Raw genomic sequence first — 16,337 nt, 5'->3', positions numbered from 1 at the left:
GATGTTCAGCAAGTACTACCTGAGCGAGCTCAGCTATCTCCGGGAGATGGGACGGGCCTTTGGCCTGGCCAACCCGAGCGTCGCGGGCCTGCTCGTGGAGCGCGGCGCGGATCCGGACGTGGAGCGGTTGCTGGAGGGGTTCGCCTTCCTCACCGCGCGCATCCGGGAGCGGGTGGAGGACGACGTCCCCGAGATGGTGCAGGGACTGTCGGAGCTGCTGCTGCCCCACTACCTGCGCCCGGTGCCAGCATGCTCCATCGTGGAGTTCACGCCCCAGATCCGGGCCTTGCGCGGCCGGTCCCGCATCGCCGCGGGCGCCGAGGTGGCCTCCCAGCCGCTCGACGGCACCAGCTGTGTCTTCCGCACCACCAGCGACGTGGATCTGCTGCCGCTCACCGTGCAGGACGCCTTGCTGGACCGCTCGTCCGTGTCCTCGCCGGTGCTGAGGATCTTCTTCCAGACGACGGAGCAGGGACGCGAGGAGCTTCAGCGTCCCCAGGGCCTGCGCCTCTTCATCCATGGGGAGCTCTCCGCGAGCACGCTCATCCTGCTGTGGCTGCTGCGCTACTGCCGCCAGGTGCGGGTGCGCGGAGCCTCCGGTGGGGACGGGGTGGTGCTCCAGCCGCAGTGCATCCGCCCCGTGGGCTTCGAGCGCAACTTCCCCCTGCTGCCCTGGCCGCGGGCGTTCGAGGGCTACCGGCTGCTCCAGGAGTACTTCACCCTTCCGGAGAAGTTCCTCTTCTTCGATGTGCAGGGCCTGGAGGCGGCCGCGTCGGTGATGGAGGATCGCTTCGAGCTCGCCTTCCACCTGGAGCGCCCGCCACCGCTGGATGCGCGCATCACCCGGGAGATGTTCCGCCTGCACTGCGCCCCGGTCATCAATCTCTTCCGGGCCCCCGCGGATCCCCTCTTCCACCATGCGCTGGACCGGGAGCACCTGGTCCGGACCTCGGAGCTGCCTCCCCAGCATGCGGAGGTGTACTCCGTGGACTCGGTGACAGGACTGACGGCCGGGCGCAGCGAGCGCCGCACCTACCGGGCCTTCCACGAGTTCGAGCACACCGTGGGCGAAGGCGCCGAGCCGGCCTTCTACCGCCTGCGGCGAATCCACTCCCCCGTCGATGATGGCATCGACACCTATCTCACCCTGGAGACGCCACGGGACGTGGTGCCCTCTCTCGGGACCGAGGAGGTGCTTTCCATCGACCTCACCTGCACCAACCGCACGCTGCCGGCGCGGCTTCAGGTGGGGGACATCTGCCTGCCCACGTCCGCCTCGCCCACCAACGCGAAGTTCAAGAACATCTCCCCGGTGAGCCGGCCGGCCCGCGCACCACTGGGCACGGAGCTCCACTGGCGGCTGCTCTCGCACCTAGCCATCAACCAGCACTCCATCGCGGATGGCGCGGCGCTGCGGCGCCTGCTGGACCTGTACAACTTCCAGGCGCTCGCGGACAACCTCGCCGCCCGCGCCAGCCGCCTGCGCATCAACGCCATCCGCAACGTGGAGACGAAGCCCCTCACGCGCTTCCTCGAGGGCTCGCCCGTGCGCGGCAACAAGACACTGGTGGACCTGGACGAGACGAACTTCATGGGCGTGGGGGATGCCTTCCTCTTCGGATGCATCCTCGACGAGCTGCTCGCCTCCCACGTCACCCTCAACTCCTTCAACGAGCTGGCCATCCGGCTCCAGCCCTCGCAGACCGAGTTCTCATGGCTCCCGAGGAACGGCTCCCTGAAGCTTTTGTAGAATCGGCCCGCAAGCTGGCCGAGGAGGCCCCCCGCCTGGGCTTCTTCCAGCTCGTGGCCTACCTGGAGCGCCTGACGGCCTCCGGGACGGCTCGCGTCGGAAGCGTTGGCCCGGTGAACGAGGAGATGATCCGCTTCCGGCATGATCCCTCGCTCGGCTTCTCCTCGGGGGACGTCAGCTCGGTGACGCTGCGCCAGGTGCCCGTGCGCGCGGAGGAGCCCTACTCGCGACGCCCCCTGTTCGAGGTCGTCACCCACTTCCTCGGGCTCACCGGCTCGATCAGCCCGCTGCCGATGTACATCGCCGAGGAGGTCGCCCAGGAGGACCCGGACCATGCCGTCCGCCGGGAGTTCCTGGATCTCTTCCACCACCGGCTGCTCTCCCTGCTCTATCGCATCGAGTCGAAGTACCGCGTCAGCAGCGAGTCCAACTTCGACAACACCGACCAGTGGTCACGGCGGCTGCTGGCGCTCGCCGGCTTCGACACCTACGAGGGCGAGCGCACGAGCAAGCTCCCCACCCGAAGGCTGTTGCGCATCGTCCCGCTGCTGGCCTCCCGCGCACGCACCGCCGAGAAGCTGGAGGCGGCCCTGGAGGATGTGCTGGGCGAGGAGCTCGGGGGGGCGCGGGTGCGGGTGGAGCAGTTCGTGGGCCGCTGGGTGGACATCGATGCCCGGCTCCAGCTGGGCCGCAACAATCACATCCTCGGGAAGAACACCGTGCTGGGCGGCAAGGCCTACGACCGGATGGGGAAGATCAAGATCCACATCGAGCCCCTGCCCACCACCGAGTACCGGCGGATGCTGCCCGGCGGGGACCTGCTGCCCCAGGCACGAGAGGTGGTGCGGCTCTTCCTGAAGGATCCTCTGGAGTACGAATTCGAGCTGGGGCTGACGGAAGGCGTCACCCAGACGTTCAACCTTTCCAGCACGCAGTCGGCGCAGCTGGGGCGGGACACATGGTTGGGGAAGGGCAGGCAGGTGCGCCTCTCCATCCCAGTCACCTGAAGCAAGATCGCGGGGGCGCCGGCAACCGACGGCGTTGGCGCTCCCTGACAGCCCTTGTGCCGTCCCCCTTTGGAGGGTGCCGCCATCCGAGTCGAACCGAAAGCCCTCGTCCGCCGTCTGACGCCCACGGCCACCCGCACGCTGGAGGCCGCGGTCGCGCGCGCCAGCAGCGGGCGCTTCTATGAAATCGTGGTCGAGCACATGCTCGCGCAAATGCTCGAGCCCGAGGACTCGGACGTCGCCCGCCTGCTGCAGCACTTCCAGGTGGACCGCCGCCGCCTGGCCACCAGCGTGGAGCGAGCCCTCCAGGGACTGCGCTCCGGCAACGCCGGCCGGCCCGTCTTCTCCGAGTCGCTCTTCCAATGGTTCGAGGACGCCTGGTTGATGGCCTCCGTCGAACAGGGGGCCACGCGCCTGCGCTCCGGGGCGCTCTTCGCCCAGTTCGTGGCCCGCCGCAGCCGCTACACCGCCGAGCTCTTCCCAGAGCTGGAGAGCATCTCCCGCGACGAGCTCATGGCCTCCCTGGAGGCCGTGCTGCGGCCCTCGCCCGAGACGCTGGAGGTGGCACCCGAGCCCGCCCCGGGTGCTTCCCATGAGGCGCCCACCGGTGGCGCGGCCGGCGGCGAGGCGATCCGCCGCTTCGCCACGTCCTTCACCGGCCGGGTACGCGAAGGGAAGATCGATCCCATCTTCGGCCGCCACCAGGAGATCCGCCAGATGGTGGACATCCTCTCGCGGCGCCGGAAGAACAACCCCATTCTGGTGGGTGAGCCGGGCGTGGGAAAGACGGCGCTGGTGGAGGGCCTCGCCTGGGCCATCGTGAAGGGCGAGGTGCCCGACGCGCTGAAGAACGTGGAGCTCCTGGGGCTCGACCTCGGCCTGCTGCAGGCCGGCGCGGGCGTGCGAGGCGAGTTCGAGAACCGCCTCAAGTCCGTCATCTCCGAGGTGAAGGCCTCTCCCACGCCCATCATCCTCTTCATCGACGAGGCCCACACGCTCATCGGCTCCGGAGCCGGGGCGGGCGGGAGCGACGGTGCCAACCTGCTCAAGCCCGCGCTCGCACGGGGCGAGCTGCGCACCATCGCCGCCACCACCTGGGGCGAGTACAAGAAGTACTTCGAGAAGGACGCCGCGCTCGAACGGCGCTTCCAGCCCGTCAAGGTGGACGAGCCGGGCGTCGAGGACGCGGAGCTGATGCTCCGGGGCCTGCGGCCCACCTACGAGGCGGCACACGGCATCACCATCCGCGACGAGGCCGTCTCCGCGGCGGTGCGGCTGTCCAGCCGGTACATCTCCGGCCGCCAGCTCCCGGACAAGGCAGTGGACCTGCTCGACACGGCGGCCGCACGCGTGAAGATCGAGCTGTCCACGAAGCCCGATGAGCTGGTGGCGCTCGAGCAGGAGATCTCCGCCCTGGAGCGCGAGCGCGACGCCCGGCGGAGGGACCTCGACGAGGGCCACCCGGGCGACGCCGAGAAGGTGACGAAGCTGGACGAGCAGCTGGCCGCGGTGCGTGACCAGCTCGTCGCGATGCAGTCCCGCTGGGAGACGGAGCGCGCCGCGGTGGCTGGGCTGATGGCCGCGCGCAAGGCCCTGCTCTCCGCGCCTCCCGAGGCGGACAAGGGGGCCCTGAAGGCCGCGGTGGAAGAGGCCTCGGCGGCCCTGGCGCGGGTGCGCGGCGAGGAGCCGCTGGTCCACGCGGAGGTGGACGCGGACATCGTGGCACGCGTGGTGGCGAGTTGGACGGGCATCCCCGTGGGCAAGATGCGCAACGATCTGCTCTCGGCGGTGCTGAGCCTCGAGACGAAGCTGACCGAGCGCGTGCGCGGACAGGATCCCGCCCTGCGCAAGGTGGCGGAGATCATCCGCATCTCCCAGGCGGGTATCCGCAACCCGGATGCTCCCATCGGCGTGATGCTCTTCGTGGGCCCCAGCGGCGTGGGCAAGACGGAGACGGCCCTGGCACTGGCCGACAGCCTCTACGGTGGCGAGCGCTTCATGACCACGCTCAACATGAGCGAGTTCCAGGAGAAGCACACCGTCTCGCGCCTCATCGGCTCTCCGCCCGGCTACGTGGGCTACGGCGAGGGCGGCCTGCTGACGGAAGCCGTGCGGCAGCGGCCCTACTCCGTCGTACTGCTGGACGAGTGCGAGAAGGCCGACCTGGAGGTGATGAACCTCTTCTACCAGGTGTTCGACAAGGGCGTGCTCAACGACAGCGAGGGCCGCGCCGTCGACTTCCGCAATACCATCATCATCCTCACCAGCAACCTGGGCTCGGACATCCTCATGCGTATGCACGAAGCTGGCGCGACGCCTACCGCCGAGGAGATGATCGCCCGGGTGCGCCCCACCCTCAGCAAGCACTTCAAGCCCGCCCTGCTGGCGCGCATGACGATCGTCCCCTACGCGCCCGTGGGAACCACCATCATGCGGGAGATCGTCGCGATGAAGCTCGACAAGGTGGTGGGGCGTCTGCGCGCGGCCCATGGGGTGGAGACGACACTCGCCCCCGAGCTGCTCGACAACCTGGCGCGCCGCTGCACCGAGGCCGAGACGGGAGCGCGCAACGCGGAGCACATCCTGCAGGGCTCGCTGATGCCCGTCCTCTCCCGCGAGCTGCTCCAGCGCCTGGCCGCCGGCCCGCTCCCGCGCAGACTGAACATCGCCCTGTCCCCCGAGGGGGACTGGGACATCCGCTTCGCCGAGGCCTAGCGAGGAAACAATGAACCGAAGATTCCTGGTCACAGCCCTCACCGTGTCCGCCCTGGCGGGCTGCGCCACCGTTCCGAAGGCCCAGCTGTGCGAGGCCGAGGTCTCGCCCCAGAAACGCTCGTTTCCCACGCCCGACACGTGGTTCGCCCTGCTGCTGCACGGCTTCGACGAGAAGCGGGGGATCGTGCCTCGTCCCCCCGTGGACTGCTCGGGCGCCCCCGTGGCGTGGGAGGAGCCCGCGGCGGACGAGTGCCGCGAGCCGGGCCCCCAGCCCACGCCCCTTCCCCCCAAGGAGCGGTTGACCGAGGAGGACCTGGTGCTGGAGACCACCCAGGCCAATGAGCGGCTGGTTTGGGTCATCACCCGGCGCTTCAGCAACGGGGAGGGCCTGGGTCCCGTGGCCCTGGTGGAGACCACGCCGAAGGGGTTCACCGTCCGGGGACTGGGTTCCATGCGCGGCCTGACGGAGAACGTCCGGCTGCGGATGGAGCACGTGGGTTCCACGGACGTGCTGGTGGCCGAAGGGGACGCCTGCACCCAGGAGGAGCCCCGGGTGTGCCGCAGGGCCGCGCGCATCCTGCCGCTCCGCAGCGGACGCTTCTTCGCGGAAGCGGTGTCCGACTCCGAGCGGACGTGCCTGGGCGCCGCCTGGTTCCCGCTCAGCCGCGAGCAGATCTTCGAGCTGCCCAGCGGCCTGCGCCGCAAGTTCGAGCTGACGTCCACCCTCACCTTCGGGGCCGAGGCCATCACCCTCCAGGAGCAGGTGGCGGTGAGCGACTCGGACCCGAAGCAGCCGTCGATTCCCGAGCGCCTCTACCGCCGCGCCCAGAACGAGCGAAAGCTGACGGTGGAGGACAACGTGCTGGTGGGCAGCGCGCCCTCCCTCTGGGTGCGCATGGTGGAGCAGCAACTGCTCGCGGGCGCGAAGGCCCTGCCCGACAAACCCGCCGTCACGCCTCCACTTCCGAAGGAGGAGCCGAAGGCAACGGCCACCAAGCCCCTCCCCTGAGGCCACGCGGGCTCAGAGCCCCGCGAAGAACCCCTTGCGGAAGACCTGCGCGGGCGGCACGGAGGCGGACGGTTCGATCGACACCCGCCCCGTGTCCCCCTCGAGGGTGGCCGCCATCTGGCGCCCCTTGGAGAACTTCACCCGGGCGATGCGCCGGATGTTGTCCCGCCCGTTCTGCTCCCGCCCGATGGAGCGCAACGCGTGCGCCACGGCGTTCATCGCCTCTTCCAGCGCGCGTCTCCCGGGCTCCGTATCCAGCTCCACCCAGTCCACCTCGAAGCTCATGACCTGGCCGCCGAGCTGAGACTCCGAGGGCCAGAACTGCTCGGTGAGCCCCTTGGCCAGCCGCTCCGCATGCCGCTGCAGATCCTCCCTGTTGAGCGCGGGCCGGACGAGGAAGGGCACTTGGTGGAGCACCGCCGGAGACTCGACCGTCACCGCCACGATGGAGGAGAACTCCACGTACGTCACGGCCTCGTTCCGGGACAGCAACCCCTCCTTGGCGGAGGCCAGGAGGATCGCCTCACGCGGGAGATAGTCGATCAGCACCCCCGAGAGGCGAATGCCCTGGGCCAGGTGCAGGGTGAGATTGAAGGCCGGCACCTCCTCTCCCGTGCGCCCGCGCGCCACCTGGGCGGCAAGCGCATCCAGCATCTTCTCTACACGCCGTGCAACCAGCCGCTGAACACCATCCATGCCGTTCATCTCCTGAGGAGGCCAACTGCCGCAGCCCAAGCCCGGTAGGTGAGCGAGGAAGCACCTCCGCATCCAGCGAGCTTCCCCCGAACGCCACCGGACGTAAAAAAGCCCCGCCTCCGAGCGAAACGGAAGCGGGGCGAGTGGCCCCGGCTGGAATCGAACCAGCGGCCTGCGGTTTAGGAAACCGCCGCTCTATCCAACTGAGCTACGGGACCGGTACTGCCATCAACCGTGATTTCCGGGGCCGTTCTTCCAAGCCCAGGTTGCAGGCCCTTATAGCAAGCCGCCGGACGGCATCAATGGGGAGGACGGCCCGAGCCCTCCAAAACTGACGAACGGCCCGGGCGGCTGTCCGGAACCCACCGGGGTGAGTACCGGAATCTTGACAGGATCGCCTGCCAGCAACCGCCGCGAGGCTCATTCCGACAACGTCTCGGAGATGAGCTCCGCGATGCGCGCCGTGTGCTCGAACAGGAACCAATGGCTCCCCTTGAAGCGCCGGGCCGTGAACCCGCCATGGCTCACCCCCCGCCACGCTTGCACGTCGTCGTCCGAGATCCCCTCTTGATCTCCCGCCAGGACGGTCAGGGGGGCGCTCGAGAAGACCCCAGGCTGGTAGCGGTAACGCTCGACCGCCCCGTAATCAGCCCTGAGCAGCGCCAGCCTGCGCGCACGCTCCTCCTCGCGCGTGGGCACTGGCACGCCCGCTCCGGCGAGCAGTTCCTCGTCGGAGAGCGGCTGGTCCCGGACGGGGATCCGCGACGGCGCGCCGAGGCCACTGCAGAAGACGTGGCGAGGCTCACCCAGCCCCGCGGCGCTGGCGTTGCGCGCCACCTCGTAGGCCACCAACGCCCCCAGGCTGTGTCCGAACAGGGCGTAAGGCCCGCCACCATCGGCGCGGATGCGCTCCAGCACGAGCTCCGCCATCTCCCCGATGCCCTCCAAGGGCTGCTCGGAGGCTCGTGCTCCATGGCCTGGGAGATCCACCGGTACCACCTCGACTCCACTCCCCAGACCGGCCAGGAGCGGCCTGTAGGCCTCCACGCCCGCTCCCGCGAACGGCAGGACGTACAGGCGGATCCGCACAGCGGCAGGGCGCTCGGGTGACGCCCACCGTGCCACCTCGACGGCCTCGTGCACCGCGCCCTCGGCCAGGCTCCGCATGACGGACTCCGGGAACGCCTTGCCGTCATACGCCAGTTGCAGCTGAAGCCGCCCATCCTGCACGAGGACGTCGATCTCGACCTCCCGGAGCCGCGCCGCATGAGGGCTCCGGGTAGAGCCGGTGGCCTCGCTCGCCTCGACGAAGCCGCCCAAGGCCGTCCGCCCGTGGGATTCACCGAGGTAGTTGAAGCCGATCGACGGCTCGGCCTCGAGCCGGGTCGATGCGCTCTCCCGCGAAGACAGGTGACGCAGCAGCCCGTACGACAGGCCTCGCCGGGCCGCACCGCGCAGGGTCCGCAGCACCGCGCGCATCTGCTCGCTCGCGCTGGCGTGCGGCTTCGAGTCGATGACGACGGGGTACAGCGAGGTGAACCAGCCCACGGTCCGGCTCACGTCCACCTCCACGGGGAGGTGCTCACGGCCGTGTCCTTCCATGGCGAGCGCAAGCCGCGGCGCGCCTGTCCAGTCATGCACCGCACGTGCGAGCCCGGTGACGAGCAGGCCACTCATCCCGAGCCGCCCGAAGCTCCCGGCGACACGCAGGAGCTGGGAGGTGAGCCCCTCGTCCAGCTCGACGCTGATCCGCGCGACGTCTTCCTCCAGCCCCGGGCCCTGGCCACCGTCGCGCGGAAGGGGGTCCACCTGCCGCACCGCGGCATCCACCTCGGTCCAGTAGGGCGCGTCGGCGAGCACATCGGCACTCCCGGCGTAACGGCGAAGGGCCTGGGACCAGGCCTGGAACGAGTCGCTGCGCGCCGGCAGCACCACCTGTCCGGCTCCCTCCACGCTCTGCCGGTACGCCGCCGCCAGGTCCTCCACCAGCACCGGCCACGACACCGCGTCCACCGCCACGTGGTGCACCACCCAGAGCACCCTGTCCCCCTCCGGCGTGCGGAACAGCCCCGCCCTGGCCACCGGCCCCTTCTCCAGGCTCAGGCTCCCCTGCAGCTTCTCCGCCTCCTGCTCCAGCTGCTTCCTCCACTCCTTCCCCTTCAGCTCCAACTCCACCATTCCCTGGCCCAGCTCCGCCGCCTCCTCCAGAGGGGCGTACCGCTGCTTCACCCCTCCCTCTTCCTCGCTCCACCGCAGCCTCAGCGCGTCGTGGTGCTTGCCCACCTCTTCCAGAGCCCGCCTCAGCGCCCCCGCCTCCACACTCCCCTGCTCCATCCTCAGCAGCGCCGCGTTGTTGAAGTGGTCCCGGTGCTCCTTGCCCACCTTGCTGGCGAACCACTGCTGCACCGGCGTCAGCTCCACCTCGCCCTCCGCGGGCCCCCTGCTCTCCTTCCGCTCCTCCTTCCTCATGCTCCCGGCCAGCTGCTCCACCGTCGGGTTCATGAAGACCTCCCGCACCTCCACCTTCCACCCCTGCTCCCTGAGCCTCGCCGCCATCCGGATGGCCTTGATGGAGTCCCCTCCCAGCTCGAAGTAGTTCTCCCTCAGCCCCACTCGCGGCTTGCCCAGCACCTCTTCCCACACGCTCGCCAGGACCTGCTCCGCCTCCGTCTTCTCCCTCTCCTGCTGCGGGCCTCGGTCCTCCTCCTCCAGCTTCAGCAGCGCGGCCTTGTCCACCTTGCCGTTGCTCGTCAGCGGCAGCGCGTCCATCCACCTCAGCTGCGTGGGGACCATCGACGCGGGCAGCTCCTGCGCCAGCCAGCCCCTCAGCTCCATCACCGGCACCGCCGCCCCGTTCCTCGCCACCAGGAAGGCCGCCAGCTCCTTGCCTCCCTTCCCCTCCTTCACCAGCACCGCCGCCGCCTCCACGGCCTCGTGCTCCAGCAGCCGCCTCCGCACCTCCTCCAGCTCCACCCGCTGTCCGCGGATCTTCACCTGCCCGTCACGGCGCCCCACGTATTCCAGCTCGCCGTCCTCGCTCCACCTGCCCAGGTCTCCCGTCCGGTACAGCCGGCCGTACTCCGGGTGCTCCACGAACTTCTCCCGCGTCAGCTCCGGCTTCCCTACGTAGCCATTGGCCACGCCCACGCCCGTCGCGCACACCTCGCCCACCACGCCCACCGGCAGCGCGTTGAGCGCCTCGTCCACCACCACCACGCCCACGTTCTTCATGGGCCGGCCCACCGGGACGCCCCGGCCGTACTCGCCCTCCGCCTTCACCTCGTGCATCGTCACGCACACCGAGCACTCCGTCGGCCCGTATGCGTTGAGGTAGCGCTTGCTCCTCGCGTAGAAGCGCGCGTCCTCGGGGTTGGCCGCTTCTCCCGCCGTCACCAGCGTCTTCAGCGTCGGCAGCGGATGCCTGTCCAGCGCCCCCAGGTACACCGGCGGGAGCGTCGCCACGGTCACTCCATGCTCGGCCAGGTAGGCAGGGAAGGCCTCCATGTCCTCCACCACCTCGCGCCCCACCACCACCAGCGTGGCCCCCGCCAGCAGCGCCGTCCACACCTCCGACATCGACGCGTCGAACGCCAGTGAGGCGAACTGCAGCACCCGGCTCGTCCCGTCGATCTGGAAGCCGTCAATCTGCTCGATCGCGGTGTTGATCAGCCCTCGGTGATGGCACTCCACTCCCTTGGGCACGCCCGTCGAGCCCGACGTGTAGATGATGTACGCCGCATCTCCAGCGCTCCGGCTCCGCTCCACACGCGGGGCGCGCTCCTCCAGGGCCACTCCACCGATGTCGACCCGCGCCACGCCTTCCACTTCGCCCAGGCGCTCGATTCCCACCGCATCGGTGAGAATGGCGGCACACCCGCTGTCCCCGATCATGTGCCGCAGGCGCGCGTCGGGCAGCTCCGGCTCCAGCGGCAGGTAGACCGCTCCCGCCTTCAGGATTCCCACCTGTGCGACGGTGGCCGGAATACCCCGAGGCAGCAGTACCCCCACGACGGCCCCCTCCTTCAGGCCCAGTCGCTCGCGGAGATGCCATGCGACCGCCTCCGCCGATCGATCCAGCTGCGCATACGTCAGCTGCTCGCGGCCGTGGATGAGGGCCGGGCGATCCGGCGTGGCCGCCACCTGGCGCTCGAACAGCTCGGGCAGCGTGGCGCCGAGCCGCTCGTCCAGCGGCGCTCCGGAAGGCAGCACGACGAGAGCCTCCCGCTCGGCGGGGGTGAGAAGCTCGAGCCCGTGAATGGGGCGGCCCGGCTCACGAGCGGCGTGCGCCAGCAGCATCCGCAAGTGCCCCATCATGCGCTCCATCCTCGCCGCCGAGAACAGATCCGGGCGGTACTCGAGCCGGATCTCCACGGAGCCAGGACGCGGCATGACATTGAAGGTGAGGTCGAACTTGCCCGCGCCGGACTCGCTCCCGAAGGGCGACAGCCGCGCCCCTTCCAGCTCGGGCTCGGCCCGCTCGCCGTCCTGCACCACCACCATCACATCGAAGAGCGGCGAACGGCTCGGATCCCGCTCCAGGCGCAGCTCTTCCACGAGCGCATCGAAGGGATAGTTCTGGTGCTCGAAGGCATCGAGCGTGCCCCCGCGGACACGGCGGAGCAGCGCCTCGAAGGACTCCTCCCCCGCCACCGTCTCGCGCAGGGCGAGCACGTTGAGATAGGGGCCGATCTGCCGCTCCAGCGCGGGGTGGGCGCGCCCGGCCACCACGGTCCCCAGGATGAAGTCCCGCTGGCCGGTGTAGCGGAACAGCAGGGTCCTCACGGCCGCCATCAGCGCCATGAAGAGCGTCACGCCCTGCCGGCGGCACAGCGCGTACAGCGCCTCCGTCAGCTCCCGGTCGAGCTTCACCTGATACACCGCGCCCTCGAACGAGGACACCGCGGGCCTCGGCGCATCCGCCGGGAGCTCCAGCACCGGCAGCTCGCCCTTCAGGGTCTCCAGCCAGTAGCGCCGATCCCCCGCGATCGCCTCGCCTCGCAGGCCCGTGTCCTGCCAGGTGGCGAAGTCCTTGTACTGGATCTCCAGCGCCGGGAGCACCGGCGTCTCCTTCCGGCGCAGCGCGTGGTAGCAGGCGGCGACCTCCTCCAGCAGGACGCCGTGGGACCACCCATCCCCGATGATGTGGTGCAGGCTCAGCGAGAGCACATGATGCTCCCGCTCGAGCCCGATCAGCACTGCGCGGATCAACCCACCCCGCTCGAGGTCGAAGTGGAAGACCGTCTCGCGTGCCACCATCTCCCGCGCGGTGGCGAGGCGCTCCTCCAGGGAGCCCTGGCCAGCGAGCTCCACGCGCTCGATCTGGAACGGCACTCGCGGCAGCACCACCTGCCGCGGCTCGTCGCCCACGAGCACGAACGCGGTGCGGAGCACCTCGTGCCGGGCGATCAGCAGCCGGAACGACTCCTCGAGCGCCTCCACGTCCAGCTCGCCACGGATCTCGACCGCTCCGGACATCACGTAGGCCGAGGCGTCACCCTGCAGGTGCTCCAGGGCCCAGAGCCGGCGCTGCGTGGAGGACAGCGGGTAGTGCGGCGCCTTGGGGGCGGGCGGGATGACCGTGGCCACCTGATGGCCCGTGCGCTCGACTTCCCGGGCGAGGTCCGCCAGCTTCGAATGATCGAAGATCTGCTTGAGCGTCACCTCCACGCCCAGATCGCGGTGGATCCGGGACAGCAGCTGGACGGCCTTGATGCTGTGACCTCCCAGCACGAAGAAGTCATCCTCCACACCGGGCTCGACGTGCTGGAGGAGATCCCGCCAGATCGCCGCCAGCGCCAGCTCCACCCGGGTCCGGGGAGGCGCGGAGACACGGTGCGCCGAACCGGCCTTGATGGACTCCACGGGCAGGGCCAGGAGCCGGGCCCCGGAGTCGTGCAGCAGGGGCAGGTAGTGGAACCGGTGCGTCAGACCCGGCGCCTCCACCCGCTCCATCAGCCACGCCCGCTCCTCGGACGAGTACCCGGCGATGGGCGCCCGCCTGGCGGAGGTGGGAACCGGCGGCTCCACGGCCACGGTGGGCACCTCGACCCGGGAGGGCGCGGCCACCGCGGCTACAGCAGCCACCGCGGCCACGGCCTGCTCCTGGGCGGACTCCGCCTCGGCGGACAGCTCCAGCTCGCAGCGCACGTGGATGGGCTCCGGCAACGTGTCGGTGTCGAGCGTGTAGAGCAGACCGCCGTCGCGCTCGCCTTCCTGCCGCCACCCCGCTCGCGCGAGGAACTCGCGGAAGGGCTCGTTGCGGGACGAGGGCACGAAGAGCGCCTCCAGCCGCGTCAGACCCCGCTCGCGGCAGATGCGCCCGAGCGCGGCCAGCACCGCGTCCTCCACCCCGCGCCCGAGCACACGGCAGCTCAGCAGGAAGGTGTCGATGAGGAGGCTCCGCGCCTCGGGGCGGGCGAACACCACGCCGACCAGTCCGTACTCACCGAACCGATCGCTCACCGTGACCGACAGGCCCAGGGTGTCTCCGTCCTCCAGCAGGCGAGCCACCTCGGCCTCGGTCCGGCGCCGGGTATTGAGGTTGAACTGGTTGGTGCGCTGGGTGAGCTGCGCCACCCTCGGCCGCTGCGAGGCGCCAATCCGCGTGGCGCTCACCCGCAGTTCCAGGCTGGAGAGGAACGACGCGAGCGACGTCGAGGCACGCCGGCCCTCCTCGCGCTGACGCTCGGCCAGGTACATGCCGGTGCGGCGCCGATCCTCCTCGGTGGCACGCCACACGTCGAAGCCCCAGACGTTCCTGAGCACCCCGCGCAGCGCCGAGGCATCCGCGGGCACACGGATGGCGAGCACTTCCGGGCAGGCCCCCATCACCTCCGCGCACTCCATCCCGCTGTCGTCAAGGAAGATGAAGCTCTTCAACCCGAGCCCCAGCTCCTGGGCGAGCGCCATCAGGTTCTCCGACTTCGGCCGCCAGTTGATCCGCGCGGCCGCCACGTGCTGCCGGCGGAGGCGCATCCCCGGGTTGCGCTCGAACACCTCCCAGACATCGTGCTCGGCGTTCTTGCTGCACAGGACGACGAGGAACCCTTCCGCCACCCGCTCCACCAGGAACTCCTGCAGGGCCTGGTGCCCCGGCCCGATCTCCACGCCCAGCGCTCCGTCCTCGCCGCAGACGCCGCGCCACAGGGTGTTGTCGCAGTCGACCGCGATGACCTTGAACGGCTCCTGCCGGAAGGCGCGGATGGCCCGTGCGATGGCGGTGCCCATCGCCGCGAACCAGGACTCGGTGAACGGAATGTGTCCCGCCTCGTCCTGGCGCGCATCCACCACCTCGTCGATCTGGTACTGCTCCGCCAGCCCGGTCAGATCGAGCGCGCGCAGGGCGGGCACGCGGGCCACCACCTCCACCAGCTTCCGCTCGAGCGACTCCAGCAGCTCCCGCTCGCGCCCGGTGCGCGTGTACTGGCCCGTCACCGGGAAGATGCCCACCAGCGTGGCGCGATCGGCCGGCTGCGCCTCCAGGGCGGACACGAACCGCTCGAAGGTGGTGGAGAGGTGCGCGAGCCGCGCCTCCTCCGACAGGCCCTCCGCGTCACGGATCCAATCCTCACAACGCGCCAGGATGACGTTGACGCCGGGGTTGCGCGCCACGGCACTGGAGGAATCGAGCAGCTGCTGGAAGACCTGGTTGTACGGAGCGACCTGTACCTCGGAGGGGATGCCCGCCTGCGCGCACCACCACCGCACGTACGGCACCACCAGCTCCGCGGTGAAGGACGCCGAGATCACGACCGGCAGCGCCGGCACGGCGGGCGTCACGGGCGCAACCGGCTCCACCCGGGCCTCTCCCGCGAGCTGCCCGAGCACCTGGCCCACCGGCTCGTCCTGACGGAGGGCCGCGTCACACACGGCCTCCAGCCGCCGCTCGGCCGCGAGCACATCCTCACGATCCACCTGGGACGGCTGGTACTGGAGCTCGAAGTGCCACCGAGCGCCGGGATGGACCTGCACGGTGAGCGGGTAGTTGGTCCGCTCGACCATGTCCACCTGCTCCATCCGCAGTCCCGCCTCCTGCTCGCGAGCCTGGACACTCTCCTCCGAGTCCTGCAGGTAGTTCTCGATCACCACGATGTGATCGAGGAGCTGGCGCTTGAGGGGCGTCTGCGCCTGCACGTCCGCGAGCGGGCAGAACTGATGAGGCGTGCCCTCGGCGATCTCCCGCTGCACACGGCGCAGGAGCGCTTCCCAGGTCTCCTCCTCGTTCAGCCGGATGCGGGTGGGGATGGCGTTGATGAACAGGCCGATGATGGACTCCACCCCGTCGATCCCCGCGGGCCGGCCGGACACCGTGGTGGCGAAGACCGCGTCGCGCACGCCGCGAGCCGCACAGAGCTGCGTGCCCCAGACCACCTGCACCAGCGTGCCCAACGTCACCCCACAGCGGGCCGCCAGCGCGCTCAGCGCGGCCGTCTTCTCCCGGGACAGCTCGAACACATGGCGCTCGATGCGCTCGGAGAAGGAGTTGGCGGAGGGCCCCGGCCCCTGGACGAAGGGCACCGCCTTGGAATAGCCCTCGAGGTACCGCGCCCAGAACGCCAGCGCGGCGGCCTTGTCCTGCTGCTCCAGCCACTTCACATAGCGCCGGAACGGCGGCGCCGACGCGCTCAGGGGCGAGGACCGGCCCTGACGCAGCGCCTGGTAGATGATCATCAGCTCCCGCTGGAGGATGCCCTGGCACCAGCCATCCATCAGGATGTGGTGGAAGCTGAGCACCATCAGGTGGGACTCGGGTCCCACGCGCAGCAGGCCGATGCGCAGCAGGACATCGGAGCTGAGATCGAACTTCCGGGCCATGTCCTCACGGCGATAGGCCTCCACCGCGGCGCGCTGCTCCTCCTCGCCCAGCGCGGAGAGATCCCGGAAGGTGAGCTGGAGGCGGCGCTCCTTGAGCACCACCTGCAGCGGCCTGGGCACGCTCTTCACCACGAAGACGGTGCGGAGGGCCTCGTGCCGGCGCAGCAGCTCGTTCCAGGCCCGCTCGAAGCAGTCCAGGTCGAGCTCCCCCTCCAACCGCAGGAGGGCCTGTTCGAAATACGTCTCGCCCTGCTGCTCGTACAGCGCGTGGAACAGAATGCCCTCCTGCATCGGCGAGAGAGCGACGAGATTCTGGATGTTGCTTCGTTCAATCATTGTAAGGCCC

General features: G+C 70.0%; 6 protein-coding genes and 1 tRNA gene. 4 read left to right on the top strand and 3 right to left on the bottom strand.

Features of this window, described 5'->3' with window-relative positions; all coding sequences use genetic code 11:
• Position 1 precedes the first annotated feature (1 nt).
• The 4 genes from tssF to NR798_RS21815 all read left to right on the top strand — a co-directional run bounded on the left by tssF (position 2) and on the right by NR798_RS21815 (position 6,481).
• On the top strand, positions 2-1,750 hold the full coding sequence (tssF, locus tag NR798_RS21830; protein WP_375773421.1) for a type VI secretion system baseplate subunit TssF: 1,749 nt from the start codon (positions 2-4) through the stop codon (positions 1,748-1,750).
• Positions 1,714-2,757, top strand: a complete 1,044-nt coding sequence (gene tssG / locus NR798_RS21825; RefSeq protein WP_375773420.1) for a type VI secretion system baseplate subunit TssG — start codon at positions 1,714-1,716, stop codon at positions 2,755-2,757. Before tssF ends, tssG begins: the two co-directional genes overlap by 37 nt.
• A 117-nt stretch (positions 2,758-2,874) precedes the next feature.
• Positions 2,875-5,472, top strand: coding sequence for a type VI secretion system ATPase TssH (gene tssH, locus NR798_RS21820; protein WP_375773799.1), 2,598 nt, complete (start codon positions 2,875-2,877; stop codon positions 5,470-5,472).
• 10 nt (positions 5,473-5,482) lie between these two features.
• Positions 5,483-6,481 (top strand): hypothetical protein, encoded by a 999-nt coding sequence (locus NR798_RS21815; protein ID WP_375773419.1) that lies wholly within the window; start codon positions 5,483-5,485, stop codon positions 6,479-6,481.
• Between the two features lie 12 nt (positions 6,482-6,493).
• On the opposite strand, the gene NR798_RS21810 is transcribed toward NR798_RS21815, so the two are convergent.
• From NR798_RS21810 to NR798_RS21800, 3 genes are all read right to left on the bottom strand, one after another.
• Complete coding sequence (locus NR798_RS21810; protein WP_375773418.1) at positions 6,494-7,177, bottom strand: hypothetical protein; 684 nt, start codon at positions 7,175-7,177, stop codon at positions 6,494-6,496.
• A gap of 144 nt (positions 7,178-7,321) precedes the next feature.
• Positions 7,322-7,395: transfer RNA gene (locus NR798_RS21805), tRNA-Arg, on the bottom strand.
• A gap of 202 nt (positions 7,396-7,597) precedes the next feature.
• Positions 7,598-16,327, bottom strand: a complete 8,730-nt coding sequence (locus NR798_RS21800; protein WP_375773417.1) for an amino acid adenylation domain-containing protein — start codon at positions 16,325-16,327, stop codon at positions 7,598-7,600.
• Positions 16,328-16,337 lie beyond the last annotated feature (10 nt).

It is taken from the genome of Archangium gephyra, assembly GCF_042230915.1.
GTDB lineage: Bacteria > Myxococcota > Myxococcia > Myxococcales > Myxococcaceae > Archangium > Archangium gephyra_B.
This window is presented reverse-complemented; position numbering and strand designations above follow the sequence as displayed.